Consider the following 16,352-nt stretch of genomic DNA (forward strand, 5'->3'; position numbering starts at 1 on the left):
CAATTTTCAAACTCTTATCGGTCAAGGGTTTCAGCGATTGATTGTCCTAACCACCCCGATCTTTGCTATATTTATTATGAAAACTTTTCTGACTTTTCTTCAGCTATTTATGAATGTCTAAATGATGCCCATCTGAAACATAAAAAAGAACTGGATTCCCTGCTGACTCTACGATTTCAGAAGTTTAATAAATCTCAGATTATGAACGTCTAACGTATATCTCGACGCTTGACTACTGCTAATTCTGTTTTAGGTGTTTGAAAGCGAATACAGCGGATTCAAGCTTAGTCTGGTACATCCTCTAAGTGGAAAGACTTATCCAATAAGGAGTTGTCTGTACCAGATGGATAGATGAACCGCCGTAAATGAAAAGGCTAACGGTTAAAATAACTGGTAAACAACATCATTTATCTTTGCGCCTAACCTACCCTATTTTGCCTCCTTCTAACGCCAAAATTATTTTGATTTTAACTATCGGTGTGGTTTCGGTTTCTGCATCGGCAATTTTTGTCCGGTTAGCGATCGAAGCGGTAGGTAATGCTACGATCGCATTTAGTTTATTTTTAGCGACTTCCCGTCTGATCTTGGCTTCGGTTGTCCTAATTCCGAACTGGTTGACCTTATCACGCCAAAAAGTCCCTATTCAAGCCTATTATTACGCAGTGGGGGCAGGATTTTGTTTAGCTCTCCATTTTGCTACTTGGATTACTTCTCTATCCTACACATCGATCGCCGCTTCTACCACTTTAGTCACCACTAATCCCCTCTGGGTTTCTCTGTTGGGTTGGTGGTGGTTTCGAGAAAAACCGACAAAATTAACTTTTATCGGCATTTTTGTGGCTCTAACGGGGGGATTATTGATTGTTTTAGCCGATCGAGATGTCAGTAGTTCTTATCCTAACCCTTTATTGGGCAATAGCTTGGCTTTAATTGGGGCAATTCTCGTCAGTGGTTATATTCTCCTCGGACGGGAAGCACAAAGAAAGGGTTTAAATATTAAGAATTATATAACTGTAGCCTACACTACCGCAGGATTAGCTTTATTACCTTCTATTTTTTTATTCGGTCAAGGTTACGAAAGCTATCCCCTATCCGTGTATGTTTATGTGTTAATGATGGCGATTTTTCCGCAATTAATCGGTCATACTAGCTTTAACTGGGCTTTGCGATGGGTAGCACCGACAATAGTAACCATGGTAATTTTATTAGAGCCAATTGCCGCTAGTCTGTTAGGAGTGTTCATTTTTGGTGAAATACCAGCCCAAGAAGTCATTTATGGCGGATTAATTCTGTTAATTGGCGTAGGCATTGCTATTTTAGGCGGATAAGCTGTTAGTGTATCTAAATTACTGGTTAAATGTAATCTCGATCGCCGCTTGTGATCACAGACAAAGAATAGATTAGTGTAGAATGCTAACTGGATGAGAGTTTAGACAATCTGACTCACTTGAGCAATAGGGGTTGCGGGGAATTAATTCCCTGACTAGAGTTAGAAATATCCCATCATCTGGGTACTCTGTAGTTGAGGACTAAAAAAAGCCAGCAGTTTTGAGGAAAAACTTGGGAGGATTAGGAAGTGAAATCAAAAGGAAAGAGGATACCGCTAAAACTGTCATCATCTGAGTCAGGTTTCTCCCTGTTAGAAGTAATCATTGCCATTTTAACTATTACCGCTTTCTTAACGGGAACCCTACAGTTAATGGCAGTGGATGCCTTATATAAAGTTCGGTCAGAAAGACAGGCTCAAGCTAACTTTTGGATACAAGAAGACTTTGAGGATACTAAATATTTAGCTTCGACTTTAGATGTCAACTCCACCCCTGCCAACCCTAATATCAGTCTAAATGTGTGTACAGATAGAAGTGAGGGTTATGCCACAGCTTTAAGAAGAGAACTAACGGCTACTCCCGTCCCCAACCCTATACCGACGGACCCCCAGTTAGTAGCAACACGAGAAATTGTCGGTAAAAACTATTCTCTCTTTCGGACTTTTAATACTACTCTGGATAATCCCCATCGCCTTCGTATTGATTATCGAGTCCAATTGGCACAAGGTGAAACTGCTAACGATTACCGCAACCAAGAAAATGTTATTGCTAGAAGTTCTGTCGAGGTGATTCCCGATGCGTCGTTTGAATGTCCATAAAAATCAGGGTTTTACCCTGTTAGAAATTTTGGTAGCCTTGGCAATTACGGGAATTCTTGCCGCCTTAACCCTACCTAATTTATTAGCTTGGTTAAATAGCAATAAAGTCCAAGAAGCCACCGATTCTATACAATCAGCCCTAGAGGATGCCCAAAGACAAGCTGTCCGTCTAGGGAGAATTTGCACGATTAATTTTACTAACGGGACTGGCACTAATCCCACGGTTTATCGGCAAATAACCGCCAGTGAAGCAGGTTGTTTAGTGGCGACTAATACTAACGCGGGTTCCCTAAATCTGCCGCAGGAAATATTTATGGTGGTGAGTAATTTTCCTATCCAGGGCGGCAATCCAAGGATTCGCTTTTCTTTTCGGGGTCATGTGCCGGATTTAACCTTTGTTCCGCCGCAAAACCAAGCGATAATCGTATTATATCCCGCCGCCAATGCCTCCGCTGCGCCCTATCCTAACCAAGAAAGAAAGTGTATAGTTATCGCTTCTCTGTTAGGAATAGTTAAACAAGGTACTTATAACGGCACTTCTCTAACTAACCTCGATGCCCGTCAATGTCAAATCCGTCTCGATGGAACTGAACCCTAATCAGTTATCAGTTATCAGTTATCAGTTATCAGTTATCAGGTGTGAGTTTTTAGTTTACTGATTACTGTTCACTGTTCACTGATTACTGATTACTGTTCACTGTTTACTTTTGATTGCTCAGAAATAGTCGTAATTTCAATAAACTGAGAGTTTGACCGAGATTGAGGGGAAGGAGGGAAATGCCTTCTAACCGCGATTGTAACCAACCATCACCCCAATACCATTCGTGATAGCCATCGATGCCTTGACTCAAAAGCAAGCGTAAACACTGGTCATCGGCCGATAAAACCTGATGTTGTACGGGAATTAAACCTAACCAAGAGGTAAAAGTCAAACCTTCCTCTAATTTATCGGGTAGATTAGGCGAGAGCATTTGCGGCCACAGCCATTGACGGAGATGAGCGGTTTTGAGCAAACTATCCCGGATAGCCCGTTCACTGGCCGAGATTTCGATACGCAGCTGACTTTGTTGAAAATTGCCGAACATATTACTGTCTCCCAGTTAGAACCTACTTAGGTTTTATTGTCCAATAATTTTTGTTAAGTTAGTTAAAGAATAACCAAAAATTGCGACAGCGTTTTCCAAGGATAACAGTAAGTAGTATGGCAGATAAATTAATCCGCGCCACGGCCGCCGATGGGGGAATTAGAGTAGTAGGAGTGATTACCACCCGTTTAACCGAAGAAGCTCGCCAAAGACATCAATTATCTAACGTAGCCACCGCCGCTCTCGGTCGCACGATGGCATCGGCTTTACTCCTGGCTTCCAGTTTAAAAAAACCCGGTTCTAGGATCAATATTCGCATTAAAGGCGATGGTCCGCTAGGTGGGGTCTTGGTTGATGCCGGACTCGACGGCACGGTGCGCGGTTATGTGGACTATCCCCAAGTAGAATTACTCCCCAATGCTAAGGGTAAATTAGATGTGGGTCGCGCGGTGGGTAACAAGGGTTATGTGCGAGTCTTACGAGAAGAAAAAGGTGAGGAGAAAAATGAACTTCAAGAAAGCATCGTCGAGATAGTTTCTGGGGAAGTGGGGGAAGATATCGCCTACTATCTAGACCAATCGGAACAAATTCCCTCCGCTTTGCAAGTGGGGGTTTTTGTCGGTACGACCACAGGAGTAACGGCCGCTGGGGGAATTTTATTACAAGTTCTCTCGAAAGAGGCCGCCAGGGATGAGGTCTTAGTGGCTCGTTTAGAGTCGAGATTGCGAAAATTAACGGGATTTACACCCCTTTTACGGGCAGGAAAAGGCCTAGAAGATATTTTTCAGGAACTTCTCGGAGATATGGGTCTAGAAATTTTTCCGGCTGTGCAGCTGCTGCGTTTTGATTGTGATTGTTCTTTTGAACGGGCCCTAGGGGCTTTAAAATTCCTCGGGGTCGATGAATTAAAAGACATTATCGAAAAAGATAAACAAGCGGAAGCCATCTGTGAGTTTTGTCGGGAAGTGTATAATGCCAACGAGAGACAATTAATCGAATTAGTCGAGTCTTTACAGGCTGAATCTTGCTGAGAAGTCGGGCAATGAGCGCCATTAGGGTAAAATCTATCTAAAATATCTGCCGGGGAGTCGTGAATGTTTAAAGGAAAAGAATTAACCAAAAATCTAGTCAAACGAGAATCGATTGACTCCCTGACTCGTTGGCCAGAGAAAACTAAGTCTTTTCTTTTTCTCTTTTGGTACCGATACCAGCATCGTTTCACTTGGAAAGTTTGGGCGGCTTTATTTGTGGTGGTCTTTGGCGGTGTTGGCTTTCTCGCCACTTGGCAGTTATTAAATATGCAGAAGTCGCCCAATTGCCCCAAAATCTTCTGGCCTATCGCTTCTGCTTCCCTGCGTCTCTACTGCGCTCAACTTTCCGCCGATAGTCGCACCGTGGCAGGTTTACTCGAGGCAATTGCCCTAGTGGAAGCTTTACCCGAAGATCATCCCTTGCGATCGCAAGTTAATCAACAGTTGGAAGAGTGGGCGCGAGATATCCTTAATTTGGCAGAAAAAGACTATCAAGCGGGAAATTTGGGGCAAGCGATCGCTAAAGCTCGTCAAATCCCCAATAATATGGCAGTAGCGGCAATTATTGAAGAAAGAATCGCTAAGTGGCAAGGAACTTGGACGGAAGGCAACGATATCTTAAGCAAACTAGAGGAAAATCTTCGCGCTTCCAACTGGAATCAATCTTTCCGTCTGGCAGTGGATTTATTGAACTTAAATAACGAGTATTGGGCAACGGTTAAATATAATGATGCGATCGCTAAAATTACCGTCGCCCGGGAAGATAGCAGTAAATTAGATAATGCCTTCAATCTCTTTGCCAGGGGCGGTCTCGACAATTGGTTGAAAGTCATCGAAGAAGCTAGAAAAATTCAATCTAGCAGTTATGCCTATCAGGAGGCACAAAAATTAATCGGGAAAACCGAGGATAAACTAAAAGAATACGCCGAAAGATTAATTGAGCGGAAGCAATGGCAAGCTCTCCGGGATTTGGCTAACCAAACCCCCAAAGACCTCAAAATCAAAGAAGATGTCACCGATTGGTCTCTCTTGTCCGCAGCGGCCTTAGATGCGGAAGCCGGCACGGTGGAGGGATTGGAAGCAGGCATACTGGGACTAGAACAAATCGACCCTTCTCGACCTCTCCATCAAACGGCCCTAGCTATGAGGGAGCGCTGGCAGTTACAGGTACAGGATCTAAAAATATTGTCTGAAGCTAGAGATTTAGCACAAGCAGGTACGATCGAGCAGTATAGCGCCGCTATCGCGAAAGCGGGCGAGGTTCCCCAAGATAATCCCCTCTGGTCGCAAGCACAGCAGGAAATTGGCTCTTGGAATCGTCAAATACAAGTGATTGAAGACCGACCGATTTTAGAACGGGCGCGGGAAATAGCTCTCCCCGGCGATATTAATTCCCTCAGTAACGCTATTATTCAGGCCCGGGCCATTGGTAAGAATCGGGCATTATACACCGATGCCCAACGGGAAATTGGCGACTGGCAAGTGCGGATTGAACGCATGGAGGATCAACCCATTTTAGATCAGGCTCAAGCTTTGGCCAATCTCAAAGACTATAGCACGGCGATCGAAACTGCCAATCAAATTCCTCCTGGTCGCGCTCTTTCCGCAGAAGCGTTCCAAAATATCCGTCGTTGGCGCCGAGAATTGCGGGCCCGTCAAAATCTCCAACAGGCTAATCAATTAGCGGCGACGGGAACCCCAGAAGGTTTAACCCGGGCGATTGCTTTAGTTACCAATATTTCCACTAAAACCGATGCGGGTGTGCAACGGAGTGAATTGCTGGAACGTTGGAGTTATCAGCTTTTGTCTTTAGCCACGGCCCAAGCTAATAATGGCCGTTATCTGGAAGCTATTCGCCTTGCTGAATCCGTATCCCCAGAAAGTACCGCTTACAGTTCGGCTCGCTCCCAAATGCAGGGCTGGCGCAATATTCTCCAACCTCCGGCCCCGGCGCCAATAGTTGAATCGACTCCCCTTTCCCCAGAGTCCCCGATAGAAGCACCAAGTCCTGGTCGATAATCAGTTTTAGAGGCTGTTTTTGCCGTGAATTTCCCCTAATGGGACTTAGGCGTTTTCGGTTGCTCAGTAATAGGACAAAATTAACTTCTTGGTTAGCAGACAAGAGGTAGTTATACTAAATATTGTTATTAAAGACTGATTATTTATTCTCCCTTTTGCCTTCTGCATGAGTGCCTGTCCTGATATGTAGCCTATACTCAGCGGATTTAGTATTAGATATGTATAATTAATTGTGTCTAGCTACTTAACAATATCTGTGACATTGGCTCAAAAAAAGTAACTTTTTTCCTAACCAGAAATCTTTGACAAGATCGTGCAATTATGCTAAGTTCCATCAAGTACCATCCCACCTCTCGGTATCTACTCCCTTGACAGGAAAAAGGTTATTATGACCAATAATAGCTTTTTAAAGCTATGATTAGGGTTTTATCCCCAGAAAAGTACCTGTTTACTTAATAAAGAAAATTTGATGAACTTATATAATAATGCTTGGTAGTGAAGCTTCTCAATAATTGATTCCCCATGACTTGGTTATATAAAACCCCCGGCATTCCCGATGAACTGTTTGAACGTTTGCCCGGGATTCCCTTAAGTAAACGCGAGGTGAGATTATTGATGATTTCCGCTTTGCGGTTAGGCGATGGGGGGGTTTTCTGGGATATCGGGGCGGGAACCGGCACTATTCCCGTTGAAATTGGCTTATTATGTCCCAATAGTCCGATTATTGCCATTGAAAGGGATGAAGAAGTGGCCAGTTTAATCCGCCGTAATTGCGATCGCTTTGGGGTAAAAAATGTTACGGTTTTTGAAGGCAGCGCGCCCGATTGTCTGCCCAATATATCCCTAGCACCCGATCGGGTCTGTATCGAGGGCGGCAAACCGATTAAATCGGTCCTGCAAGAAGTGTGGCAATACCTGAAACCCAACGGCCGCATCGTGGCCACGGCCAATAACTTAGAAACCCTCTATCAATTTTCCGAAGGCTTTTCTAATTTACAGGCCCGTAATATCGAGATTGTCCAAGCGGCAGTAAATCGCTTAGAAACTAGGGGTATTCACCAAGTTTTTGCCGCCGTCGATCCCATGTTTATCCTGAGCGGCGATAAACTTTAATTGGGGATAACCTTCCATAAAGTTTTCTTAATCTATATAATTAGAACAATGCCGCCTAATTTCTCTGGATTAACCATGCCTTGGCCACGCATTGTCAGCGCTATTTTTGCTATTGCCTTCGCACTGGGAATTATTATCGTTGGGGGTTGGTATTTCACCCTCGGCATCGGTGTTATCGTCTTTTTGGGACAATTAGAGTATTTTCGCTTAGTTCGCGCCAAAGGCATTGAACCGGCCGCTAAAACCACTCTCGTAGTTTCACAATTACTACTGCTGACGGCAACTATGGCAGCCCCCCTCACCGATGCCATGTTTCCCCTGGCCGGGGCGTTAATTTGTTTTTATCTGCTCTTTCAGCCGAAAATGGCGACAATTGCCGACATTTCCACCTCAATTCTCGGTCTGTTTTACGGTGGTTACTTACCCAGTTATTGGATTCGTTTACGGGTCGGTTTTTCTCCCGAAAGTAGTCCCGTGGCCATGGCCAGTAACTTACCCCTGATGGGATATTGGCCGGAATCCTGGATGGAACCGAAATTATTCCCGGCTGCTTTGACAGTGACTTTTCTAGCTTTCGGTTGCATTTGGGCCGCCGATATCGGAGCCTATATCATGGGAAAATGGTTAGGGAAAACCATTTTATCACTGATTAGTCCCAAAAAAACTGTGGAAGGTTCCTTTTTTGGCATTTTAGGCAGTATAGCGATCGCCGAGTCGGGTGCTTGGTATTTAGATTGGCCCTATTGGCAGCTGACGGGTTTAATTTTGGGCTTATTAATTGGTATTGTCAGTTTATTGGGTGATTTGACCGAATCGATGATGAAACGCGATGCCGGGGTCAAGGATTCCGGGCAGTTAATCCCCGGTCACGGTGGTATACTCGATCGCACTGATAGTTATGTCTTCACCGCTCCCCTAGTATATTATTTCGTCACTTTACTGCTGCCCTTGTTGCGTTAGTAATTTGTATCTTCTCCAGTCGCCGCGCCCTTGGCAGTTCTCCAGTGCTAAATTAAAGATTAAATCCAAATTTGCGATTATGTCAGCAGTCGTCCATCCCCGGGGTAAAGTTTATCTTCTCGGTGCGGGAATCGGTCAGAGCAGTTTTCTCACCCTGCAAGCGCGAGCAATTTTAGCCACGGCCGAGGTTTTGCTGTACGATGCCCTAGTGGATAGTCAAATCTTCTCCCTAGTGCCGAAAACCTGTATTTTAGTCGATGTAGGCAAACGGGGGGGACAACCCGGGGCCGAGCAGAATCAGATTAATCGGATACTGGTTAATTATTGTCAAGAGGGAAAACGGGTTATTCGGCTTAAAAGTGGTGATCCTGGTGTTTTTGGGCGAGTATATCCTGAAATGTTAGCCTTAAAGCAGGCTGGCTGTGATTTTGAATTGATAACCGGTATTTCCTCCGCTTTAGCCGCTCCTTTATTGGCTGGAATTCCCCTGACGGAAAAGGATATTAGTCGCTGTTTTGCGGTCTTGAGCGCTCACGATCCCGAGTCTCTCGATTGGTCAGCTTTAGCTAAAATTGATACACTGGTACTATTGATGGCTGGTCAGTCTTTAGGGCAAATTATCGAGAAATTATACCAAAATGGGCGGAATATTGACGACTCGATCGCTATTATCCGTCAGGCGGGACGCAAGGAGCAACAAATTTGGCGCGGCACTTTAGAAAATATTCTCGCTCAAACCGCCGGAGTGTCCCTCTCACCATCTATTATGGTCATTGGTCAAGTTGTGGATCTGGCGATTATGTCCTCTCCCCCACCCCTAGGCGGTAAAACTATTGTTATTACCCGTGCCGCCGAGCAAACGAGTCAATTTAGCGAAATTTTGCAAAATCAAGGCGCAGAAGTCCTAGAAATGCCAGCTTTAGAGATTCGTCCCCCCGACCGTTGGCAAGGTTTAGACGATGCCATCGCTCAGTTAAAAGAGTTTGATTGGCTGATTTTAACTTCTGCCAATGCTGTTAATTTTTTCTTTGATCGCTTGACATTTTGGGGAAAAGATGCTAGATCTTTAGCGACAGTAAAAATCGCCGTGGTGGGCAAAAAAACCAGCCAAGTTTTGCACTCACGGGGATTAAAAGCAGATTTTATACCGGGGGATTTTGTCGCTGATGCTTTGGTAAAAGAGTTTCCCGACCCGATTAGGGGGCAGAAATTCCTCTTTCCTCGCGTGGAAACGGGAGGCAGAGAGATATTAGTGAAGGAATTAACGGCCAAAGCTGGTCAGGTGACGGAAGTGGCCGCATATTATTCCGGATGTCCGGCACGCATGGATAGTGGCATCTGGGAAGCGTTTCGAGATGGGAAAGTCGATATAGTCACCTTTGCCAGTTCCAAAACCGTCCAGAATTTTTATCAGTTATTGCTGCAAGAAACGGGAGAATTATCGGTTAATTCCCTATTAGAAAAAGTTTGTCTGGCTTCTATTGGTCCGCAAACTTCAAAAACCTGTCAAGAGTTATTTGGTCGTGTTGATATCGAGGCGCAAGAATATACCCTAGAAGGATTGACTAGCGCTTTAATCGAGTGGAGTAATACCTGACATCCTCGCCGCCGTATTTGCGGCAGCCCGGATTGGGAGGATCAAAGCCCCCCTGATCAAGAAGGATCAAAGCCCCCCTTATCAAGGGGGATTGGGAGGATCAAAGCCCCCCTGATCAAGAAGGATCAAAGCCCCCCTTATCAAGGGGGGTTGGGGGGATCAAACTTCCAATTACTCCACAAACTCCCTCAAAATTACTCAAAACTTCTTGATTAGTAAAGCGGATTACTGTTAATCCATAACCTGATAAAATTTGGGTTCTTTCTAAGTCATAGGCTTGAGCATCTTCCCTATTATGACTATCACCATCAATTTCAATCACTAATTTTAATTCGGGGCAATAAAAGTCAACAATAAATTGATCAATCGGTCTTTGGCGATGAACTCTATATTGAAAAATTTTTAAGTATTCATACCAAAGTTTTCTTTCAGCTTTGGTCATGTTTTTACGGAGTTCTTTAGCTCGTTCTACGAGTTTGGGATTGTAGGGTAGATGATGATGATTGGTTAATTGCATAAGCTTACTTTCTGGTTAGTCATGTTACCGTACTTAGCCCCCCTTATCAAGGGGGGTTGGGGGGATCAAACTTAACGTGATTGCAGTGTTATTTATTAAAAAAAGAAAGATTATTTTTCAACTAATAAGTTTAGCATATATAGAGTTTTCTGTTCGCACGAGGTACATTATTAATGTTGAAAAGCTTAATCAGCAAAGGTTTAACTGTGCCACCCAGGGGTGAGAACCGCTATAATATCCCTTATCAAGGAGTCGTAGGCGGGGGGATGAAACTTAAAGCGATTGCGTTTTTTTATTAAAAAATCAGGTGTTATTGTTGATAAGTTTTGCTGTTAGCAGGGGAATTTTGGGGGGCAGTTTTGAGGTTTGATCCCCCCAACTCCCCTTGATAAGGGGGGCTTTTTACTGGTTTAAGATGATGGGTTAATTGCATAGGTTTGATCCCCCCAACCCCCCTTGATAAGGGGGGCTTTTTACTGGTTTAAGATGATGGGTTAATTGCATAGGTTTGATCCCCCCAACCCCCCTTGATAAGGGGGGCTTTTTACTGGTTTAAGATGTCTAAATCTGTGATATATTACAGGTTACAAGTCTCTGCGCGAGAAAAGTGATATACCACCTCACAAACCCCTCTTCATCCTTCTTCAAGGGTAGGTGTGCGTGTTTACTACTTTTTAATAAAAAAGTTAGCTCATCATAGCTCAACCAGTTTCCGCTCCTGCGCCAACCCACCTCGTCAGCGAATTTTTTATACACATCATAATCGTATTCCCCTGGGACACCACCGCAATCCAGCCAGACTTTTTTCTGCACAGAAAAGCCAAATTTGCCGCCGCTATTATCTACCCAGAGCTTATCAATCGTGCGTAACTCTTCACAGGGAAAGTTGTTAATGCTTTCTTCATCTAGCCAGCCTTCATCTTCCCTTTTAGCAATTAACAACATTAACCGCATCGTTTCCTCATCGGCTTCGCGCCATTGGCCATTTTTCAGATAGGTTTCTAGTTGTGTAAAGAGAGAAGTCTGTCGTTTTTGTTCTAAAAATTCCAAACCGCGACGTTTTTTAACAGGTAATTCTCGATAACATCGCTCCGCTAATCCCTGAGCTTTAGGATTAGATTGATTATAAAAATAGACAATAAAATCAGTCGGATTAGTCAATAAAGTGGCATACATAATGCAAGCCTCGTACCAGAGATTTTGCTCCCAATTTTCCTTGAGTAAATTTTCCTGCTTTAACCGTTTAACTTCCAAAGCGATTAAATAAGACTGAAAAAGATTATGGGCAAACTCATAGTATTCATCTTTTTTCAAAATTAACTCGCTCACATGAATTAACCGCTCTACAAAATCCTTAGCCGAAGTGCTTTCAGGATAACCCAATTCCTGAATAAAATTTTGTGTAGAACTCAGTAATTCCGAATATTCAATCGTGGTTGTATTTCCCATTTTCAGGGCTAATTGTTGTAATACCCGTTGACGATGATTTTCCTCATTATTATCTAAAATCATATCAATGCCCCTAGCTTGAGGGCGAGTGATCAATTGCAGATCAAAAATTCGGCGAAATAAATCCACTCGTTGCTGAGGTAATTTTTGTCCCGAGCCAAAGTTTGCCCGATGTAACTGTACTATCATATTCAGATTTAAGGGATTTCTCGCCAAGGCTAATAGAGTAGAACTTTCCCCGGAATCATCGAGAGCAAATAACTGATTAATTAAATTCTTTGCTTTATTGTCGGCAGCTTCTTGTTTAGCTTTTAAACTTCTGCTAACTCTGGTTTCCTGCTCTTGCCAGAAATACCATTTATACACAAAATCCTGAATATTTTTATCGGTAAATTCATTAATAAACACCTTTTGCCGAGGTTTATGCTCAGAGCTAAACGCTTGATAGCCTTTGGGACGAGAGGTTAAAATAAAATAGTTTTGGCGAAAATCATGCCACTGTTTGCCAATCCATTGACTGACTTTTTCGGCATATTCGGGTTTAACTTCATCAAAACCATCAAACATCACTATAGCGGTAAGCGATTGAGTGAGATACAGACTAAGCTTTGCCTAGCATGGTTTATAGCTCGTGACACTGTACCTCATACGACTGCACACCGCTATAACATTCGCTGACGGGTTAAATGACTTTTAGCCCAGTTCTGAGGTAAATCTAATTCTTGAGAAATATCTTGTTTAAGATGTCGCTCAATTAAGGTTGGTAAATCCAATCCTTCTGTGGTGGTAATCACTTCCTGCCATCTCCGTAAACGTAAAAAGACAGGAATTAAAAAAGGTGCATTTTGTTTGGGTTGTTTTAGAGCGTAGTTATAGGCTAAATGACGCAATAAAGTTGTTTTTCCTCGGCCACCAGGAGCCAGAATTAACAACCGTAAATTTGTCCTCTTTTTAGCCCGTCGCAATAAATCCCAAATATCATCCCCCGTACCTTTAGATTCTTCTTCTGATCGCAGTTCTAATTGACTCAGATCCAAATTAATAAAAATTTCTTCTAGTTCTGGGGTAGAAAAACCAAAGATTGCATCTTCAATCCCTTCAATATCATCATAACGACAATCTGAATCCCGTAATTTAATTAAATATTTCCCGTCAGGATTAGCTAATTGCCAACGTATTTTTTCCAGTCCTTTGTCTAGCCAAACAAAAAAGCTTAAAGCTGTACCTTTACCGTGATCTTTACCTTTGGTTCTTGCCACTTCTAAAAACGCTTTACTCCAGGCTGATCCGTAGGTAAAAAAGCCCGTGACGATAAAGGTGACTCCCCCGACAATAATCGCGTTAACCGTGTCATGTTGACTAAGCCAAGTTAAGATGCCTGTAATGCTACCCCCGATAATTGGAAGGGAAGGAGCGGAGGTTCGGAGTTGATGGGCAACAAAAGCAGTGATTTTTCCCGTCCAAACTTGAGCCTGTTCCTTTTCCTGGTCAAAATCTGATTCTTTTTTCTCCTCAGATTCGGATTCTTCCGGCTTTGTGGTTTTATCGTCCATAAACCCCCTTTGATCAACCTCTTCTAATTATATTAGACCCCTTTGGAGTGGTGTTATTGGCTTATACCATTTTTCAAAAAGTGTTTCATACATGGTATTAAGTCAGTGGTTTCAATTAAATTGAAGATAGATTTTGGGTTCGATCCCCTCTGCCCCCCTTGATAAGGGGGGTGTTTGACAACTTAGCATCAAAATCTCTGTTTATTTTAATAATAATAAACGCTGGGGAGATAAAGTAACAGTCCAAGGCAAAGCTTGCTCCTTAATCTCTAACCATTTATCCTTATATAACTCTGCTTGGATATGAAAATCTCGGTCGTGGTTGGAGGGTTGATTAAGTTTCAGATAGAGAGTCACCCGATGGTGTCCTTCAATGGCATTAGCTAACCAACAGGGAAAAGTATTAATATTGCTTAAATCTCGACCAAAAATAATTTGATGGGCGCGAATTCCCGTATAGGCTAAATAGTCGGGAATTCCGGTGACGGTGTATAATTTAACATCCCAATCAATGGCTTCTAATTGTTGATTATTAATAATTATAGCACGGGAAAAATTCTTACAGCTGGTAATCTTGGCCAAACTAACGCTATCTGGTCGCTCGAAAATTTTCTGTTTAGAATTATTAGCAATTGCCCGCCCTTTTTCCATAACTAATAAATTCTCACATATTCGATAAGCTTCATCCATATTATGGGTAACAAAAATTGTCACACCATCGTAATTACTTAAAGTTTTGATCATCTGACGTTCTAATTGAGCGCGTAGATGGGTATCAAGGGCAGAAAAAGGCTCATCTAATAATAAAGCTTCCGGACGACTAGCTAAAGCGCGAGCGATGGCGACCCGTTGTTGTTGTCCCCCCGATAATTGATGGGGATAAAGGTTTTCCATGCCAAGTAACTGCACTAATTCTAATTGGTTGGCAATCTGCTGTTTAATAACTTTTTTAGATAAGTTTTTCGAGAGACCAAAAGCGATATTTTCCGCCACGGTGAGATGGGGAAAAAGAGCATAATTCTGCACCACAAAACCGATACGACGCTGACGACTGGGGAGATTAATTCCCTTTTCGGAATCGAAGAGAATGCGCCCATTTAAGACAATACGACCCCTTGAGGGCGTTTCCACCCCAGCCAGCGATCGCAAAATCAGGCTTTTTCCCGATCCCGAAGCCCCTAATAGTCCTAGTGGCTGATTTTGGCAGTTAAAAGTGACTGAAAGGTTAAAACAGGGTAAATATTTCTCTATATCAACAAATAAGCCTATTTTATCCCTATAAAGTTGATTTTCAGCTTCTAAAAGGGCAAAATCGCGACCCTCCCACGGTTGCATCCAGTCCTCCATCTCGTTAGGTTTGCTTTCTCCCAGTCGTCCTAATTGCTGTTTGCGTTGACTTTGCCAGAGATTAACGGCGATAATCCCCGATAGAGAGATTAATATGATAATAAACACCCATATCCAAGCCTCGGTCATCTCTCCTGCTTCCACAGCGAAGAAAATCGCCATCGGGATAGTTTGAGTTTGCCCCGGAATATTACCCGCTAACATCAAAGTCGCCCCAAATTCCCCCAAAGCGCGGGCAAAAGCTAGGGTTAATCCTGCTAATACCCCAGGAAAAGAGAGGGGCAAAAGTACGCGCCAGAATATTTTCCCTTCCGATGCCCCTAGGGTGCGGGCAACCTGTAGGATGTTGGCATCCACCTGTTCAAAAGCGCCGAGGGTGGTTTTGTACATCAGGGGAAAAGCCACCACCGTCGCGGTGATAATGGCGGCATACCAAGTAAAAACGACGCGAAAGTTAAATAAGTCTAATAACTGTCCTAATAGTCCGTTTTTGCCGAATAGGAGCAGTAAAATGAAGCCTAGCACCGTCGGGGGCAAGATTAAGGGCGCGATGAAAACTGCCTCGATTAGGGATTTCCACCGTCCGCGATAGCCCAACATCCAATAAGCGGCGGCAATACCGAGAAAAAAGATGATTATCAGGGCAATGGTGGCGGTTTTCAGGGATATCCATAGGGGGGAAAAATCTGACATTGTTTATCTGGCTATTCCGAAGCCGAATTTTTCACAAATGTTTTTAGCGGCTGCGCTGGTGAGATATTGGGCGAAAGTCTTGGCAGCTTGCGGGTTTTTACTGGATTTGATTACAGCTATCGGGTAAATAATCGGAGAATGGAGATTATTGGCAGCCGTAGCCACTACTTTTACCCGGTCGGAAATTTTGGCATCGGTGATGTAAACAATGCCAGCATCGGCGTTACCAGTTTCTACGGCGGCGAGAACATTACGGACGGAGGTGGTAAAGACCAGTTTTGGTTTTATTTGCTCTAAAATGCCGAGATTTTTCCAAACTTCTTCGCTGTACTGACCGACGGGAACGCTGCGCGGTTCACCCACAGCAATTCTTTGGACATTACTGTTAGTCAGAGAACGAAAATCGCTAATTTTTAGGGTGTAATTCTTGGGAACGATTAAAACCAGGCGATTAGTGAGCAGGTTTCTTCTGGTACTTGTATCGATTAAACCAGCTTTTGCTAAAGCGTCCATTTGCTTAGTGGCAGCCGAGAGGAAAACATCGGCCGGCGCACCTTGTGTAATTTGCCGTTGCAAAGCTCCCGACCCAGCGAAGTTATAGTTAATTTTAATGTTGCTATGGGCTTTTTCAAACTCTGGCTTGATTTCTTCTAGGGCTTCTTTGAGACTAGCGGCGGCAGAAACTAGAATTGTCTGGGTTTGGCCGGTGGTGATAGTAGATAAAAAAAGGTTTATGCCCGCAGATAATAAGCAACTAAGGGCAATTGAGCCGATAAAAGCCAGAAAATATCGTCTTTTCATCAATATTGATAGCAAGCGATCGATATTTATATTTCTATCAC

General features: G+C 43.3%; 14 protein-coding genes and 1 pseudogene. 9 read left to right on the forward strand and 6 right to left on the reverse strand.

The window, feature by feature from the left end; translation table 11 throughout:
* Positions 1–72 precede the first annotated feature (72 nt).
* From MiAbW_RS06915 to MiAbW_RS06930, 4 genes and pseudogenes are all read left to right on the forward strand, one after another.
* Positions 73–213 (forward strand): annotated as a pseudogene (locus MiAbW_RS06915) (IS630 family transposase); the annotation flags it as partial.
* Positions 214–434: 221 nt separating this feature from the next.
* Positions 435–1,328 carry a DMT family transporter gene (locus MiAbW_RS06920; RefSeq protein WP_151695551.1) on the forward strand — a complete coding sequence of 298 codons (894 nt, stop codon included), beginning with the start codon at positions 435–437 and terminating at the stop codon, positions 1,326–1,328.
* A gap of 308 nt (positions 1,329–1,636) precedes the next feature.
* Positions 1,637–2,146, forward strand: coding sequence for a type 4 pilin (locus MiAbW_RS06925; RefSeq protein WP_151695552.1), 510 nt, complete (start codon positions 1,637–1,639; stop codon positions 2,144–2,146).
* Entirely contained in the window at positions 2,124–2,744 is a 621-nt protein-coding gene (locus MiAbW_RS06930; protein ID WP_151695493.1) for a type II secretion system protein, read from the forward strand. The genes MiAbW_RS06925 and MiAbW_RS06930 overlap by 23 nt, the downstream gene beginning before the upstream one ends.
* Positions 2,745–2,847: 103 nt before the next feature.
* On the opposite strand, the gene MiAbW_RS06935 is transcribed toward MiAbW_RS06930, so the two are convergent.
* Positions 2,848–3,231, reverse strand: coding sequence for a hypothetical protein (locus MiAbW_RS06935; RefSeq protein WP_151695494.1), 384 nt, complete (start codon positions 3,229–3,231; stop codon positions 2,848–2,850).
* Between the two features lie 116 nt (positions 3,232–3,347).
* Here MiAbW_RS06935 and hslO point away from each other — a divergent pair, with 116 nt between their 5' ends.
* The 5 genes from hslO (at position 3,348) to cobA (ending at position 9,951) form a co-directional block, all read left to right on the forward strand.
* Positions 3,348–4,262, forward strand: coding sequence for an Hsp33 family molecular chaperone HslO (hslO, locus tag MiAbW_RS06940; RefSeq protein ID WP_151695495.1), 915 nt, complete (start codon positions 3,348–3,350; stop codon positions 4,260–4,262).
* Between the two features lie 63 nt (positions 4,263–4,325).
* On the forward strand, positions 4,326–6,281 hold the full coding sequence (locus MiAbW_RS06945; RefSeq protein WP_151695496.1) for a chromosome segregation ATPase: 1,956 nt from the start codon (positions 4,326–4,328) through the stop codon (positions 6,279–6,281).
* A 522-nt stretch (positions 6,282–6,803) separates the two neighbouring features.
* On the forward strand, positions 6,804–7,394 hold the full coding sequence (cbiT, locus tag MiAbW_RS06950) for a precorrin-6Y C5,15-methyltransferase subunit CbiT (RefSeq protein ID WP_002732225.1): 591 nt from the start codon (positions 6,804–6,806) through the stop codon (positions 7,392–7,394).
* Between the two features lie 48 nt (positions 7,395–7,442).
* Positions 7,443–8,354, forward strand: a complete 912-nt coding sequence (locus MiAbW_RS06955; protein WP_151695497.1) for a phosphatidate cytidylyltransferase — start codon at positions 7,443–7,445, stop codon at positions 8,352–8,354.
* Positions 8,355–8,433: 79 nt separating this feature from the next.
* The gene (gene cobA, locus MiAbW_RS06960; protein ID WP_151695498.1) at positions 8,434–9,951 is read left to right on the forward strand and encodes a uroporphyrinogen-III C-methyltransferase; all 1,518 of its coding nucleotides are present in this window, start codon (positions 8,434–8,436) and stop codon (positions 9,949–9,951) included.
* A gap of 115 nt (positions 9,952–10,066) precedes the next feature.
* Here the strand turns inward: cobA and MiAbW_RS06965 are convergent, their stop codons facing one another.
* The 5 genes from MiAbW_RS06965 to modA form a co-directional block, all read right to left on the reverse strand.
* Complete coding sequence (locus MiAbW_RS06965) at positions 10,067–10,468, reverse strand: endonuclease domain-containing protein (protein ID WP_151695499.1); 402 nt, start codon at positions 10,466–10,468, stop codon at positions 10,067–10,069.
* A gap of 561 nt (positions 10,469–11,029) precedes the next feature.
* Entirely contained in the window at positions 11,030–12,484 is a 1,455-nt protein-coding gene (locus MiAbW_RS19940; protein WP_238707208.1) for a GUN4 domain-containing protein, read from the reverse strand.
* 95 nt (positions 12,485–12,579) lie between these two features.
* Positions 12,580–13,470, reverse strand: a complete 891-nt coding sequence (locus MiAbW_RS19945) for a hypothetical protein (protein WP_238707209.1) — start codon at positions 13,468–13,470, stop codon at positions 12,580–12,582.
* A 201-nt stretch (positions 13,471–13,671) separates the two neighbouring features.
* Entirely contained in the window at positions 13,672–15,510 is a 1,839-nt protein-coding gene (modB, locus tag MiAbW_RS06975; protein WP_151695500.1) for a molybdate ABC transporter permease subunit, read from the reverse strand.
* Between the two features lie 3 nt (positions 15,511–15,513).
* Complete coding sequence (gene modA / locus MiAbW_RS06980; RefSeq protein ID WP_151695501.1) at positions 15,514–16,311, reverse strand: molybdate ABC transporter substrate-binding protein; 798 nt, start codon at positions 16,309–16,311, stop codon at positions 15,514–15,516.
* Positions 16,312–16,352: the final 41 nt, after the last annotated feature.

The organism is Microcystis aeruginosa NIES-4325, from assembly GCF_008974145.1.
Classification (GTDB): domain Bacteria; phylum Cyanobacteriota; class Cyanobacteriia; order Cyanobacteriales; family Microcystaceae; genus Microcystis; species Microcystis aeruginosa_G.